Source organism: Streptomyces sp. EDA2-14, from assembly GCF_054963755.1.
The window spans coordinates 128458-143751 of record NZ_JBUEGE010000022.1; the positions used below are offsets into that span (position 1 = coordinate 128458).

A 15294-nucleotide genomic window follows, 5' to 3' on the forward strand; every position below is an offset into this window, starting at 1 on the left:
CGGCGGTTCGGACACGCATCGCGCGCGCCCGAACCGCCGTACACGGATGCCCCTGAGGGCCGTTGTCAGGCGATTGCCGCCCCGGTGCCGCGCGCCCCACCGATGTAGTCGGTGAGCCCCGCGTCGTCGAACACCTCGATGTCGACGGGGGTGCCCTTGGGCAGGTGGAAGTCCTTCACGAGGAAGTCCACGGGGGCCTCGCTGCCGGGCGCGGAGTACGTGCCCAGGTTGTGCGTGACGCCGTTCGTCCTGGAGGAGACGTGCACGTAGAACGTGTCACCGTCGTTGCGGGAGTCGTACACCCGCAGCTGTTGCGTCTCCGGCTGGAACTCCACCTCGCCGAGGCGCGAGGCGCCCTGCGTCAGCGACACGTTGGCGCCGACGCTGCCGCCCGCGGCCTCCCGGTAGGTGACCGCGGCGTCGGGGTTGGGGTCATAGGCCGCGGCCGGTGCGGCCGCGGCGCCGAGCAGAGCGCCCACCGCGAGGGCAGCCCCCGTGAGGACGCGTACAAGCCGTCGCGGACGTCGGGTCGCTGTCATGCGTGTTGCCCCCCAGATCAAAAAACCACATCCAAACCATTCGGACGTCGGTGCAGGAAGATGCCGCCGTAGGTCATCGGCGACCTGCCCACGATGCCAGATTTCATGATCACGCAGAGGCATGCAACGCCCAGGGGTCCTCAGCCGCCCCGAACCACTACGAAAACCCCACGAACCCGCCGCTCACCCTCCGCGCCCCATTCGGCGGACACCTCGCCGGCCGCGCCGTCCGGCGCCTTCGCCCCGGCCTCCAGTACGCGCACGATCTCGGGCCGCACGTCGTCGCCGGTGGCGCGGGCGTGCACGGTCGGGTCGAGCGCCCCGTCGACGCTCTGCGCGTGCGCAGGGGCCTCGCCCTTCAGCAGGGCGGCCAACTCCCGCATCAACACCGGGTCCTTGGCGCCGTCGTACACCCAGCGCCTGCCGAGCACGCCGTGCTCCAGGGTGCCGATGAGCGCGTCGTCGGCGGCGCCGTTCAGCGGGGCCCCGCGGTAGGCCATCGGCACGTGGTACGTCACCGGTTCGGGGCCCGAGGTGTCCGTCGCGGCCATGAATTCGAGACCGACCTCGCCGGCCGGGTCGTCGAGCCGGAAGCCGCCGGCCTTGGTCAGCTCCGGCGTGCCCGTGCCCCGGTACCAGGGCTGCTTCGGCAGCCACTCGGCGAGGAGTTCGAGCTTGGTGGGCGTGATGGTGGTGCGGTGAATGATCGACACGGCCACATCATCGGACACGGCCGGTCCGCCGCACCAGGCAATTGCGGGCCGCGGCGCCGTCCGAATTCCACCGCAACCCGGTCGCACATCCATCACGACCGATATGGCCGATTCCGCCCCCTCGTACCTCCTTGTGGTGCTTCACACCGCACGAGAGGCTGCCAACTGGCGTTCAACCGCGCCGAGTTGAGGAGGAGAACTCATCCATGGCAGGGACCGTACGAGTGACGCGCAAGCGGCCGACGCGCTGGGCCGGCGGGCTCACCGCGGTCGCCACGGTCGCGGTGCTTTCGGCCATCACCCTGCCCGCGGACGCCGCCCCCGCACAGGGGCGGATATTCGGCGCCGGGGAGCCCGGCTCCATAGCGGGCAGCTACATCGTGACCCTGAAGGGGGACACCAGGGCCCCGTCCGCGGCGGGCAAGGACCTCGCGGAGAAGTACGGAGCGACCATTCGCCACACCTACAGCAAGGCGCTCAACGGCTACGCGGTGACCCTCGGCGCGGGACAGGCCGAGCGGCTCGCGGCCGACGGCGACGTCGCCTCGGTCGTGCAGGACTCCCGCGTCGCCATGGATCGGACCCAGCAGAACCCGCCCTCCTGGGGCCTGGACCGCATCGACCAGGACAGCCTGCCGCTCGACAAGTCGTACACCTGGCCGCGATCTGCGGGCAGCGGCGTGCACGTCTACCTGATCGACACCGGGATCCGCACCACCCACCGCGACTTCGGCGGGCGGGCGACGAGCGGCTGGGACTTCGTCGACAACGACTCGATCGCGCAGGACGGCAACGGGCACGGCACCCATGTGGCCGGGACCGTCGCGGGCGAGAAGTACGGCGTCGCCAAGCAGGCCGACGTGGTCGGCGTGCGCGTCCTCGACGACGAGGGGTCCGGCACGACGGCGCAGGTGCTCGCGGGCATCGACTGGGTGACCGAGCACGCCCAGCGGCCGGCCGTCGCCAACCTGAGCCTCGGCGGCTTCGGGAACGCCCAACTCGACGCGGCCGTGCGGAACTCCATCGCCTCCGGTGTCACGTACACGGTGGCCGCGGGCAACGACGGACTGCCCGCCGAGCTGTACTCCCCCGCTCGCGTCAAGGAAGCGATCACGGTCGGCGCGACGGACAAGAAGGACGCGCGTGCGAGCTTCTCCAATTGGGGTACTCGCCTCGATCTGTTCGCCCCCGGCGTTGACATCACGTCGGCTTCGTACAAGAGCGACACGGGGAAGGCCACCTTCTCCGGCACGTCCATGGCGTCACCGCACGTCGCGGGCGCGGCCGCGCTGTACCTCGCCGACCACGCGGGCGCCTCGCCCGCCGAGGTCGGCAAGGCGCTGGCCGCGCGCGCCGCGGCCGAAAAGGTCTCGGGCGCGGGTCTCGGCTCTCCCGACAAACTGCTGCAGGTCGACAAGTCTTAGGAGGAAGATGTGCGCACGACCCGGTCCCGTCGATTTCGGCGGGACCGGTCTTGTGTGTTCCCTTACGCGCCAGTAGTGACGAGTAGTTGGTACGACACGGATTGCCCGTCGATGCGGCGTGGAAGGCTCCATCGGTACGCCGCACGGCCCTCTCCCCGATTTTCGTCTCCGCACCCCCCGATTCTCCGCGGACAGGAGCGGTCATGCCCACCAAGCGCTCTACGCCCCCGACGCCGCGCGCCGTCACGGGCCGCATTCCCATACGTGACGTCCGCCCCGTCGTCGAACACGGCAGGCTCCCCGCCAAGGCCGTGGTCGGCGAGACCTTCATGGTCACGGCCACGGTGTTCCGCGAGGGACACGACGCCGTCGCCGCGAACGTCGTGCTGCGCGGCCCCGACGGCGCGCCGGGCCCCTGGACACCGATGCGCGAGCTGTCCCCCGGCAGCGACCGCTGGGGCGCCGAGATCACTCCGGACGCGCCAGGACGCTGGGCCTTCCGGGTCGAGGCCTGGGGCGATCCCGTGGCGACCTGGCGGCACACGGCGAAGATCAAGATTCCGGCGGGCCTGGACACCGAACTCGTCCTGGAGGAAGGGGCGGCGCTGCACGAGCGCGCCGCAAGGGGCGTCCCCGCGCCACTGCGCGCGCCGGTGCTGCGGGCCGCCGCCGCGCTCCGCGATCCCGCGCGCCCGGCCCCCGCCCGGCTCGCCGCCGCGCTCGACACCGACGTGCAGCGGACCCTCGACCGGCACCCGCTGCGCGAACTGGTCACGCGCGGGCGGACGTTGCCGCTCCTGGTGGAGCGCGAGCGCGCCCTGTTCGGCTCCTGGTACGAGTTCTTCCCGCGCTCCGAGGGCGCCGTCGTCAAACCCGGCGAACCGCCGGTGAGCGGCACCTTCCGCACGGCCGCCCGGCGGCTCCCGGCCATCGCCGCGATGGGCTTCGACGTGGTGTACCTGCCGCCGGTCCACCCCATCGGCAGCACGTTCCGCAAGGGCCCGAACAACTCGCTGTCGCCCGGACCGTACGACGTGGGGGTCCCCTGGGCGATCGGCTCGCCCGAGGGCGGGCACGACGCGCTCCACCCGGACCTCGGCACCTTCGAGGACTTCGACCACTTCGTGGGCCGGGCCAGAGAGCTCGGCATGGAGGTGGCCCTCGACTTCGCGCTGCAGTGCAGCCCGGACCACCCGTGGGTGCAGAAGTACCCCGACTGGTTCCGGCACCGGCCCGACGGCACCATCGCGTACGCCGAGAACCCGCCGAAGAAGTACCAGGACATCTACCCCATCGCCTTCGACAAGGACATGCCGGGCCTGATCGCGGAGACCACCCGGATCCTGCGCCTGTGGATGGAGCACGGCGTCCGCATCTTCCGCGTCGACAACCCGCACACCAAGCCGGTCGTCTTCTGGGAGAAGGTGATCGCGGACATCAACGGCACCGACCCCGACGTGATCTTCCTGGCCGAGGCCTTCACCCGGCCCGCGATGATGCACACCCTCGCCGCGATCGGCTTCCAGCAGTCGTACACCTACTTCACCTGGCGCAATTCGAAGCGCGAAATCACCGAGTACGCCCAGGAGTTGAGCGGCGAAGCAGCCGCCTACATGCGGCCCAACTTCTTCGTGAACACCCCGGACATCCTGCACGAGTTCCTGCAGGAAGGCGGCCGTCCCGCCTTCGAACTGCGTGCCGTCCTCGCCGCGACGCTCTCACCCACCTGGGGCGTCTACAGCGGCTACGAACTGTGCGAGAACACCCCGCTGCGCGCGGGAAGCGAGGAGTATCTGAACTCGGAAAAATATCAACTCAGGCCACGGGACTGGCAATTGGCCGAACAGGAGGGGCGCACCATCGCCCCGCTCATCACCACGCTCAACTCGATACGACGCCGCAACCCGGCCCTGCGCACCTTGCGTGACGTGCACTTCCACCACGCCGACAAGGACGCGGTCCTCGTGTACTCCAAGACCACGACGTCCGCGCAGGGGTCGAACACGGTTCTGGTGGTCGTGAACCTCGACCCGCACCACACCCAGGAGGCGACGGTGTCGTTGGACATGCCGCACCTGGGGCTCGACTGGCACGCGTCGGTGCCGGTGCGCGACGAACTCACCGGCGACACCTACCCCTGGGGCAGGACGAACTATGTGCGCCTAGAGCCGGGCCGCACGCCCGCGCACATCCTCGTCCTCCCGCACGATGCCACGCCGCGATGAATTCTCAGGAGCATGACGGTTCATGGGATTCGGAGGGTCACCCACACCATGATGATGAATGAGCCCGTCCCGGACACCTTCGAGGACACTCCTGCGAAGGACCGGGACCCGGATTGGTTCAAGCGCGCGGTCTTCTACGAGGTCCTGGTCCGCTCCTTCCAGGACAGCAACGGCGACGGCGTGGGCGACCTCAAGGGCATCACGGCGAAGCTGGACTATCTGCAGTGGCTGGGCGTGGACTGCCTGTGGCTGCCGCCGTTCTTCAAGTCGCCGCTCAGGGACGGCGGTTACGACGTCTCCGACTACACCTCGGTGCTCCCCGAGTTCGGCGACCTCGCCGACTTCGTCGAGTTCGTCGACGCCGCCCACCAGCGCGGCATGCGCGTGATCATCGACTTCGTCATGAACCACACGAGCGACCAGCACGACTGGTTCCAGCAGTCCCGCTCCGACCCCGAGGGGCCGTACGGCGACTACTACGTCTGGGCCGACGACGACAAACAGTACGAGGACGCCCGGATCATCTTCGTGGACACGGAGGCGTCGAACTGGACCTTCGACCCGGTCCGCAAGCAGTACTACTGGCACCGCTTCTTCTCCCACCAGCCGGACCTCAACTACGAGAACCCGGCCGTCCAGGAGGAGATCCTCGCCGCACTGCGCTTCTGGCTCGACCTCGGCATCGACGGTTTCCGCCTCGACGCGGTCCCGTACCTGTACGCCGAGGAGGGCACCAACTGCGAGAACCTGCCGGCGACGCACGAGATGCTCAAGCGGGTCCGCAAGGAGATCGACTCCCAGTACCCGGACGTGGTGCTGCTCGCGGAGGCCAACCAGTGGCCGGAGGACGTCGTCGACTACTTCGGCGACTTCGCCTCGGGCGGCGACGAGTGCCACATGGCCTTCCACTTCCCGGTGATGCCACGGATCTTCATGGCCGTGCGCCGCGAGTCCCGCCATCCCGTCTCGGAGATCCTCGCCAAGACGCCCGCGATCCCGTCCCGCTGCCAATGGGGCATCTTCCTGCGCAACCACGACGAGCTGACGCTCGAAATGGTCACCGACGAGGAACGCGACTACATGTACGCGGAGTACGCCAAGGACCCGCGGATGCGCGCCAACATCGGCATCCGGCGACGCCTCGCCCCGCTCCTGGACAACGACCGCAACCAGATCGAGCTCTTCACGGCCCTGCTGCTCTCCCTGCCCGGCTCGCCGATCCTCTACTACGGCGACGAGATCGGCATGGGCGACAACATCTGGCTCGGCGACCGCGACGCGGTGCGCACACCGATGCAGTGGACACCGGACAGGAACGCCGGCTTCTCCTCCTCGGACCCCGGCCGCCTCTTCCTCCCCACGATCATGGACCCGGTCTACGGCTACCAGGTCACGAACGTCGAGGCGTCGATGTCCTCGCCGTCCTCGCTGCTGCACTGGACCCGCCGGATGATCGAGATCCGCAAGCAGAACCCGGCGTTCGGCCTCGGCTCGTACACCGAACTCCCGTCGTCCAACCCGGCGGTCCTCGCGTTCCTGCGCGAGGCGCCCAAGGCCGAGGACGGCACGGACGACCTGGTGCTGTGCGTGCACAACTTCTCCCGCTTCGCCCAGCCCACCGAGCTGGACCTGCGGTCGTTCAGCGGACGGCATCCGGTGGAGCTGATCGGCGGGGTGCGCTTCCCGGCCATCGGCGAGCTGCCGTACTTGCTGACACTGGCCGGGCACGGCTTCTACTGGTTCCGACTCCGCAACGACTGACACGCACAGAGCACGCACGGGACGCGCAGCACGAGCAGGCAGCAGGCAGCAGGCAGCAGGCAGCAGGCAGCACCGGCACAACGGATCGAACCGGGCCAGGGGCACGAACGCCCCGTTTCTCTCCCCTGGTCCGGGGCACTCTCCACGAATATCTCGGGAAAAGGACACGACGCCATGTCGGAAGCCGTAACCCGGACCGCCGCACCGACGGCCGGAGAATCCGAACTGCTCATGTCGCTCGACCCGCTGCTGCGCGAATGGCTGCCGCGTCAGCGCTGGTTCGCCGGCAAGGGCCGCCCGGTCACCGGCTTCACCCTGGACTCCGTCACCGAACTGCTGCCAAACGCCGCCCTGTTGCACCTCCTCGTCCGCGCCCACCAGCCACCGGCCGACGAAGAGGGGCCGGGCGACCGCTACCAGCTGCTCATCGGGACCGCCGAGGCCGCCGCCCCGCACCTCGCGCCCGCCGTCATCGGCCACGTCACGCACGGCCCGCTCGCCGGACGCACCGCGTACGAGGCGCTCCAGGACCCGCGGCACGCCGCGGTCCTCCTCGAACGGCTCCGAATACCCGGCACGCTCGGCGCCCTCCGCTTCCACCGCGGCCCGTACGGCGAAGTACCGCGCGAACTGTCGCCCCGCCCGCTGACCGCCGAGCAGTCCAACTCCTCGGTCGTGTACGGCGACCAGCTCATCGCCAAGCTGTTCCGCCGGGTCATGCCCGGCCTCAACCCCGACCTCGAACTTCCCCTGGCGCTCGCCCGCGAGGGCTGCGACCGGGTCCCCGCACCCGTCGCCTGGTTCGAGACGAACGGCGCCGGCCACCCCGGCTCCGGCTCCTCGACACTCGGCCTCGTCCAGCCCTTCCTCAAGGGCGCCGCCGACGGCTGGGACCTCGCCCTCAAGCACCTCACCAATCAGCAGGACTTCACCGGCCCGGCCCGCGAACTCGGCCGCGCCACCGCCGAGGTGCACACGGCCCTGGCCCGCGCGCTGCCCACGGTCACGTACACCCGCGCCCACATCGAGCAGCTCGCCGAGTCGATGACGCACCGCCTGGAGACGACGGCCCAGCAGGTCCCCGTACTGCTCCCCTACGTCCCCGCCCTGCGCTCCGCCTTCGACGCGCTCGCCGGGCTGGCCGCCGAGGGCCGCACCTGGCAGGCCCAGCGGATCCACGGCGATCTGCATCTCGGCCAGTGCCTGCGCGAGCCGTCCGGCACCTGGAAGCTGATCGACTTCGAGGGCGAGCCCTCCCGCCCCCTCGCCGAACGCCGTCTGCCGCACCCCGTCCACCGCGACATCGCCGGCATGCTCCGCTCCTTCGACTACGCCTCCCCGCAGAGCGACTGGTCGCTCGACTGCCGGGCGGCGTACTGCGACGGCTACGCGGAGGTGTCCGGCACCGACCCCCGCAAAACCCCGATCCTCCTGCGCGCCTACGAAACCGAAAAGGCCATCTACGAAGCCCTGTACGAAGCACGGCACAGGCCGGACTGGCTCCAGGTCCCCCTGGCCGCACTTGTACGCCTGGCGGAGTAGAGACATCCAGGGGCGCGGGGCTGTGTCGATATGCGGCTCCGCCGCGTGAGCGCAATCTTTTAGGGGGGTCTGGGGGCACAGCCCCCAGGGACGGGACGGGAAGGGGAGGAGGGGGCGACCTCCAAAACCGGCACCACACACGAGACCGGCACACACACGAAGGCGCAACAGGCCCAAGGAGGCCCCCACCGTGACCCGCCGCACCACCACTCCGGCCCCCGTCCCCCCGGACGACCGCACCCGGCTCCAGTCAGCGACCCACCACGACCCCCACGGAGTGCTGGGCGCACACCCCACCCACGGCGGCATAGCCTTCCGCACCTGGCGCCCCTACGCCCAACACGTGGCCGTCACCACCCCGGAGGGCCTGCACGCCGAACTGCACGACGACGGCGACGGGTTCTTCACCGCGCTCCTCCAGCTCCGCGAGGTCCCGCCCGAGTACGAACTGGAGATCACGTACGCCGAGACGACCCAGCGGATCGCGGACGCCTACGCCCTCCTCCCCTCCCTCGGCGAACTGGACCTGCACCTGATCGGCGAGGGCCGCCACGAGCAGCTCTGGGAGGCGCTCGGCGCGCACCCCATGGAGCACCAGGGCATCCAGGGCACCCGCTTCACGGTGTGGGCGCCCAACGCCCGCGGCGTCCGCGTCGTCGGTACCTTCAACTACTGGGACGGCGCCGCCCACAGCATGCGCTCGCTCGGCTCGTCCGGCGTGTGGGAGCTGTTCGTGCCGGACATCGGCGAGGGCGAGCTCTACAAGTTCGAGCTCACCCGACCCGACGGCAGCAGAACGATGCGCGCCGACCCGCTCGCCACCCGCACCGAGGAGCCCCCGGCCAACTCATCGGTGGTGCACGCCTCCCACTACACGTGGGGCGACGACGCCTGGATCGAGCGCCGCGCCGCCCGCCCCGTCCACGAGGCCCCGCTCTCGGTGTACGAGGTGCACCTGGCGTCCTGGCGCCCCGGCCTCGGCTACCGCGAGCTCGCCGACCAACTCCCCGCCTACGTGTCGGACCTGGGTTTCACGCACGTCGAGTTCCTGCCCGTGGCCGAGCACCCCTTCGGCGGCTCGTGGGGCTACCAGGTCACCGGCTTCTACGCGCCGACGGCCCGCCTGGGCACCCCGGACGACTTCAAGTACCTCATCGACGCCCTGCACCAGGCGGGCATCGGCGTCCTGATGGACTGGGTCCCGGCGCACTTCCCGCGCGACGACTGGGCGCTGGCGGAGTTCGACGGGCGTCCGCTGTACGAGCACGAGGACCCGCTGCGCGCCGCGCACCCCGACTGGGGCACCCTCGAGTTCGACTACGGCCGCAAGGAGGTCCGCAACTTCCTGGTGGCGAACGCCCTCTACTGGTGCCAGGAGTTCCACATCGACGGCCTGCGGGTCGACGCGGTGGCCTCCATGCTCTACCTCGACTACTCGCGCGAGGACGGCGAGTGGACCCCGAACCGGTTCGGCGGCCGGGAGAACCTCGACGCCGTCGCCTTCCTCCAGGAGATGAACGCCACCCTGTACCGGCAGGTGCCGGGCGTCGTCACGATCGCCGAGGAGTCGACGGCCTGGGACGGGGTGACCCGCGCGACCCACCACGTGGGCCCCGGCGGCTTCGGCGGCCTCGGCTTCGGCCTGAAGTGGAACATGGGCTGGATGCACGACTCGCTCGACTACATGAGCCACGAGCCGGTGCACCGCAGGTTCCACCACAACGACATGACGTTCTCGATGGTGTACGCGTACAGCGAGAACTACGTGCTGCCGATCTCGCACGACGAGGTCGTGCACGGCAAGCGCTCCCTCGTCTCCAAGATGCCGGGCGACTGGTGGCAGCAGCGCGCCAACCACCGCGCTTACCTGGGCTTCATGTGGGCCCACCCGGGCAAGCAACTCCTCTTCATGGGGCAGGAGTTCGCGCAGGGCGCCGAGTGGTCGGAGGCGCACGGCCCGGACTGGTGGCTGCTCGACCCCGCGTACGGCGCGGAGGCGGACCACCGGGGCGTGCGCGACCTCGTACGGGACCTCAACACGCGCTACCGCGGCGCGCCCGCCCTGTGGGAACGGGACACCGACCCGACGGGCTTCTCCTGGGTCGTCGGCGACGCGGCGGAGGACAACGTCTTCGCGTTCCTGCGCCACGCCGCCGACGGCACCCCGCTCCTGTCGGTCTCCAACTTCTCCCCGGTGGTCCGGCACGACTACCGGCTCGGCGTCCCCGACGACATACAGGCGTGGCACGAGATCCTCAACACCGACAGCGCCCGCTACGGCGGCGGCGACGTCACGAACCGGGACCCGCTGAAGCCGGACGACGAGCCCCACCACGGCCGCCCGGCCAGCCTCCGCCTGACGCTGCCGCCCCTGGCGACCGTGTGGCTGCGCCCGTGACCATATCCAGCCCCTGACGGCGATTGAGGAGCGGGGTCCGGGGCGGAGCCCCGCAGCGTCAGGAACGCGCCGCCGCGAGCCCCGCCTCCAACGCCCGCGGCAGCGCTTCCGCGTGCACCACACCGAGATCCTGCGTGGCCCGGGTCAGCGCCACGTACAGATCGCTCACCCCGAACTCACCCGGTTCGACCACGATCACCCGGTCGAATTCGAGCCCCTTGGCCTGCCGGGGATCGAGCAGCACCAGCTGCCGGGTGAGATCGGGCTCGGCGCCGACCTCCACACCGGGCAGCCGCGCGGCCAGCGCCCCGCACAGCTCGCGCGGCGCGATCACCGCGAGCCGCCCCTCCTCCGGAATCCGCTCGACCGCCGCCTTGGCGGTGGCCTCCACGACGTCGTCGGCGCGCAGCGCCCACGGCCGCTGTCCGGTGGAGCGCACGGAGGACGGCGCCTCGTACTCCGGGTGGGCGTCGCGCAGCACCGCCGCCGCGACGTCCATGACCTCGGACGGCGTGCGGTAGTTGACCCCGAGCCGGGTGTGCTCGAAGCGGTCCTCGACGTACGGCGCGAGGATGTCCGCCCAGGCGCCGACGCCGCCCTCCTCCGAGGTCTGCGCGGGGTCACCGACCAGCGTCATCGACCGCGTCGGCGACCTGCGCATGAGCAGCCGCCACGCCATCGGGCTCAGCTCCTGCGCCTCGTCGACGATGATGTGCCCGAACGCCCAGGTCCGGTCGGCGGCGGCGCGCTCGGCGGCGCTGCGGTGGTCCTCCTCCTCGTACCAGCCGGCGACCCGGTCCGCGTCGATGATGTCGTGCGCGGCGAGCACCTCCGACTCGTCCTCGTCCTCGAACTCGTACGTCTCCGAGCCCTTGGAGAGGTCAAGCACGCCCTGCGCGTACGCGATCCGCTCCTGCCGCTCGGCCTCCGCGGCGGCCCGCTCGGCGCTGTCGTCGTAGCCGAGCAGCTCGGCGGCCTCGTCGAGCAGCGGCACGTCGCCGACGGTCCACTCGCCCTCGCCGGGGCCGGTGCTGCGGATCGCGTCCGCGTCCTCGTCCGAAAGGTGGCTGGGCTCGGCCAGATAGTCGGCGACGAAGCCCTGCGGCGTCAGCTGCGGCCACAGCTCCTCGATGGCCGCGTGCACGTCGGGGCTCGACGCGACGGCCTTGCCGAGCTGGGCGATGTCGTCGGGGCCGAGGAAGTTCGGGCCGCCGTAGGGGTCGGCGCCGATCCGCTCGGTGAGCTGCTCGGTGAGCGCGTCGATCACCCGGAACGCGAAGTGCGGGCGCCCCAGGTTGTGCGGCAGCTTGGTGTCGCGGGCCGCCTGCCGGGCCTCGTACGCGATCTCCCAGTCGAGGATCAGGTCGCCGTCGTCGTTCGGGATCACCAGTGGGGCGCCGGGCTCCGGCAGCCGCTGCCGGTCGGCGACGGCGAGCGAGAGGGCGTCGGTCATCTCCACCGAGCCCTTCACCGTCGCCGCGCGCGGCGAGTCCTTGACGGTGGCGTGCACCCCGGGGAACAGCTCGCCGACCGTGGAGAGCAGCACCCCGGTCTCGCCGAGCCCCGGAAGGACCTCGCCGATGTACTTCAGGAACGCCGGGTTGGGGCCGACGATCAGCACGGCCCGCTTGGCGAGCAGCTCCCGCTGCTCGTACAGGAGGAACGCGGCACGGTGCAGCGCGACGGCCGTCTTGCCGGTGCCGGGCCCGCCCTCGACGACGAGCACGCCCGGGTGCGGGTGCCGGATGATCCGGTCCTGCTCGGCCTGGATCGTCTGCACGATGTCGCCCATGCGTCCGGTGCGCGCCGAGTTCAGGGCGGCGAGCAGCACGGCGTCACCGGTCGGGTCCTCGTACCCGGTGCGCTCCGAGTCGTCGAGGTCCAGGATCTCGTCGTGCAGCTCGGTGACCGTACGACCGTCGAAGGTGAGGTGACGGCGCCGGCGCAGACCCATCGGCGTATGACCGGTCGCGAGATAGAAGGGCCGGGCCACGGGGGCCCGCCAGTCGATCAGCATCGGTGTGCGATCCGAGTCGTCGGCGCGAATTCCGATACGGCCGATGTGGTGCGCGACACCGACTTCCCGATCACCGCCTTGATCTTCGCCTTGATCATTGTCTGGATCTTCGTCGGGCTTGAGATCAATGCGACCGAAGCAGAGCGAACCCTCGACCGCGTTCAACGCGGCGAGCAGCCCGGACCGCTCGACGACCAGCAGGTCCCGCTCGAGGCGGGCCTGCTGACCGGTTCCCACCGGGGTGATCGCTTCCTGGACCGAGTCCGCGGCGACGCCACGCAGCTCATCCACGCGCCTGTAGAGCGCGTCGATGTATTCCTGCTCTTTCTGCAATTCCAGGCTGTCCCGGCTTGACAAAACAACTCCCTGCCCGGTACCGTGGTTTTTGTTGGCCCCCAGTGAGGGGCCTTTTTCTGTGGGCACACAGAAACATCGAATATACCCCGGTCCGGACTGAATTCCAATTACGGGAGTTACGGAAGCTCTGCCAGTTCCTCCATCAGCTTCCGCTTGGACCGCGCCCCCACGCGCGACCACACCGGCTCGCCGCCCTTGAACACCATGAGCGTCGGCGTCCCGAGCACCTGGTACTTCACGGCCGTCTCAGAACTCACGTCCACATCGACCGCCACGACGTCGAACCGCTCCCGCTCCTCCACGGCGATCGACTCGAGCACCGGCCCCAGCTGCCGGCACGGACCGCACCACCGCGCGGTGAACTCCACCAGCACCGGCCGCCCCGCACCCAGCACCTGCTCCGTGAAGTCCGCGTCGGTCACAGCACGCAACGTCATCCTGTCTCCCCTAGTTCGCAGCGCGGCTCCGTCTCCTGCGACGCGGCCAACGCCTCCATGGCCCGCTCGGCACGCGCCAACTGCGCACCGACCTTCTCCCGTACGTCGGTCAACTCACCGATCAGCGCATCGAGTTCGGCCACCTTGCCGCGGTACACGGCGAGCGAAGCCGGGCAGGAATCGCCCTCCGGGTGGCCGGCCCGCAGGCACTCCACGAACGGCCGGGTCTCCTCCAGCCCGAAGCCGAAGTCCTGGAGCGTGCGGATCTGCCGCAGGGCCCGCAGGTCGGCCTCGTCGTAGGTCCGGTACCCGTTGCCACCGCGCCGGGCGGGCAGCAGACCGATCGACTCGTAGTACCTGAGCGCCCGCGTCGTCGTACCGGCGCGGGCGGCGAGCTCTCCGATGCGCATACCGGAGACGGTAGACCTTGCCGCTGACGTCAACGCCAGTCGGCGAGGACGAGGTACAGCACGAACGTCGCCGCGACGGCGAAGGGCGCCGCCACCGAGAACCCGATCCGGCGGGCCGCGAACCGCTCGTCCCACGGCAGCAGCCACGCGGTGGCGAGCGTGAGGAGTGCGACCGTCAGCCCCCACCCGAAGACCGTGAAGGCCCGCTCCGCACCCGCATCGAAGCGGGCCGCCGCGGCGATCACGTACGCGACGAACGCGGCGGGCAGCGTGATGACACTGGACATCAGCGGGGCGACCCACGTCCGGGGACGCGGCGCGGGCGGTGCGACGGAGTCGTCCACGAGTTCGGAGATCATGACTCCATCCAAGGCGGACAGCCGTTCCCGTACCTGAGTGCGCATACTCAGCTCACGTACTCAGCTCCGGTACTCGCCCCGGCGTCCTCGTTCTCGTCCTCCCGACTTCATCGGGCACAGGATGTCGGGTCGGGCGGGGTGCCCCGCGCCTAGCGTTCAAGACGTCAACAGCAAGAACCGGAAGGAGGGGCCAGGTTGCTGGACCGGCTCAACCAGGTCATGGACCGCATCGAGCAGCGCCTCGACGAGCCCCTGGACATCGCGGAACTGGCGCGCATCGCCACCACGTCCGAGTACCACCTGCGCCGGATGTTCTCGGCGCTCGCGGGCATGCCGCTCTCCGAGTACGTCAGGCGCCGCCGGCTCACGGTGGCGGGCGCCGAGGTCCTCGCCGGCCAGGAGCCGCTCCTGACCGTCGCCGTGCGGTACGGGTACGGCTCGGGCGAGGCGTTCGCCAGGGCGTTCCGCGGGCTGCACGGCGTCGGCCCCGGCGAGGCACGCCGGACGAAACCGGCCCTGGTCTCCCAGCCCCGCCTCTCCTTCCGGCTCACCGTCGAAGGGAACAGCAGCATGCGCTACCGCGTCGTGGACCGCCCCGACTTCAGCGTCGTCGGCCCGAAGGCCCGGGTCCCCCTGGTGTACCTGGGCCCGAACCAGGCGATCATCGACTTCGTCCGCTCCGTCCCACCCGAGACCGTCTCGGCTCTGGAAAAGCTGTCGCAGGACTCCGGCGAGGAACCACAGGGCATCGTCGCGGTCTGCGACGACCTGGACCCCGGCCGGGCCGAGGGCAGCGAACTCGACTACTACCACGGGGTGGCGGCCACCCCGGACGCCCCGGCCCCCGAGGGCGCCACGGTGCTCCCCGTCCCTGCCGGCACGTGGGCGGTCTTCACCACGTCCGGCCCGGCCCCGGAGACCATCCAGCAACTCTGGGCGACGGTGTACGCGGAGTGGTTCCCCGCCAATCCGTACCGCACCCGCCCCGGCCCGGAGATCCTCCGTACGCGCATGTCAACGGACGGCGGGACGGCAGAGGCCGAACTCTGGCTTCCGGTGGAGCACGCATAACGCAGAAAACCCCCGTGCTCGAAAGCACGGGGGTTTTCTCC

13 protein-coding genes are annotated in these 15294 nt (G+C 70.4%); 7 read left to right on the forward strand and 6 right to left on the reverse strand.

Annotation, left to right across the window (positions count from 1 at the left end):
- Positions 1-65: 65 nt before the first annotated feature.
- Positions 66-539: a hypothetical protein gene (locus ACY34M_RS35775; protein WP_462722514.1), complete on the reverse strand. Its 474-nt coding sequence runs from the start codon at positions 537-539 to the stop codon at positions 66-68.
- 140 nt (positions 540-679) lie between these two features.
- Positions 680-1252 carry a maltokinase N-terminal cap-like domain-containing protein gene (locus ACY34M_RS35780; RefSeq protein WP_462722513.1) on the reverse strand — a complete coding sequence of 191 codons (573 nt, stop codon included), beginning with the start codon at positions 1250-1252 and terminating at the stop codon, positions 680-682.
- 206 nt (positions 1253-1458) lie between these two features.
- Between ACY34M_RS35780 and ACY34M_RS35785 the strand changes: the two genes are divergently transcribed.
- From ACY34M_RS35785 to glgB, 5 genes are all read left to right on the forward strand, one after another.
- Positions 1459-2676 (forward strand): S8 family peptidase, encoded by a 1218-nt coding sequence (locus tag ACY34M_RS35785; RefSeq protein WP_462722512.1) that lies wholly within the window; start codon positions 1459-1461, stop codon positions 2674-2676.
- A gap of 203 nt (positions 2677-2879) precedes the next feature.
- On the forward strand, positions 2880-4901 hold the full coding sequence (locus ACY34M_RS35790) for an alpha-1,4-glucan--maltose-1-phosphate maltosyltransferase (protein ID WP_462722511.1): 2022 nt from the start codon (positions 2880-2882) through the stop codon (positions 4899-4901).
- 48 nt (positions 4902-4949) lie between these two features.
- Entirely contained in the window at positions 4950-6662 is a 1713-nt protein-coding gene (treS, locus tag ACY34M_RS35795) for a maltose alpha-D-glucosyltransferase (protein WP_462722510.1), read from the forward strand.
- Between the two features lie 174 nt (positions 6663-6836).
- Positions 6837-8204 carry a maltokinase N-terminal cap-like domain-containing protein gene (locus ACY34M_RS35800; protein ID WP_462722509.1) on the forward strand — a complete coding sequence of 456 codons (1368 nt, stop codon included), beginning with the start codon at positions 6837-6839 and terminating at the stop codon, positions 8202-8204.
- Positions 8205-8394: 190 nt separating this feature from the next.
- A complete protein-coding gene (gene glgB, locus ACY34M_RS35805) occupies positions 8395-10602 on the forward strand; it encodes a 1,4-alpha-glucan branching enzyme (protein WP_462722508.1) in 2208 nt (735 codons plus the stop codon).
- Between the two features lie 58 nt (positions 10603-10660).
- Here glgB and ACY34M_RS35810 read toward each other — a convergent pair whose 3' ends face one another.
- On the reverse strand, positions 10661-12619 hold the full coding sequence (locus tag ACY34M_RS35810; RefSeq protein ID WP_462722507.1) for a HelD family protein: 1959 nt from the start codon (positions 12617-12619) through the stop codon (positions 10661-10663).
- 48 nt (positions 12620-12667) lie between these two features.
- Between ACY34M_RS35810 and ACY34M_RS35815 the strand changes: the two genes are divergently transcribed.
- Positions 12668-12973 (forward strand): hypothetical protein, encoded by a 306-nt coding sequence (locus ACY34M_RS35815; RefSeq protein ID WP_462722506.1) that lies wholly within the window; start codon positions 12668-12670, stop codon positions 12971-12973.
- A 119-nt stretch (positions 12974-13092) separates the two neighbouring features.
- Here ACY34M_RS35815 and ACY34M_RS35820 read toward each other — a convergent pair whose 3' ends face one another.
- From ACY34M_RS35820 to ACY34M_RS35830, 3 genes are read right to left on the reverse strand one after another with little or no spacing between them, the layout of a single operon-like run.
- Positions 13093-13413, reverse strand: a complete 321-nt coding sequence (locus ACY34M_RS35820) for a thioredoxin family protein (RefSeq protein ID WP_462722505.1) — start codon at positions 13411-13413, stop codon at positions 13093-13095.
- Positions 13410-13823, reverse strand: coding sequence for a MerR family transcriptional regulator (locus ACY34M_RS35825; protein ID WP_462722504.1), 414 nt, complete (start codon positions 13821-13823; stop codon positions 13410-13412). The genes ACY34M_RS35820 and ACY34M_RS35825 overlap by 4 nt, the downstream gene beginning before the upstream one ends.
- A gap of 29 nt (positions 13824-13852) precedes the next feature.
- Positions 13853-14182 carry a hypothetical protein gene (locus tag ACY34M_RS35830; RefSeq protein ID WP_462722503.1) on the reverse strand — a complete coding sequence of 110 codons (330 nt, stop codon included), beginning with the start codon at positions 14180-14182 and terminating at the stop codon, positions 13853-13855.
- 195 nt (positions 14183-14377) lie between these two features.
- Here ACY34M_RS35830 and ACY34M_RS35835 point away from each other — a divergent pair, with 195 nt between their 5' ends.
- Positions 14378-15253, forward strand: a complete 876-nt coding sequence (locus tag ACY34M_RS35835) for an AraC family transcriptional regulator (RefSeq protein WP_462722502.1) — start codon at positions 14378-14380, stop codon at positions 15251-15253.
- Positions 15254-15294: the final 41 nt, after the last annotated feature.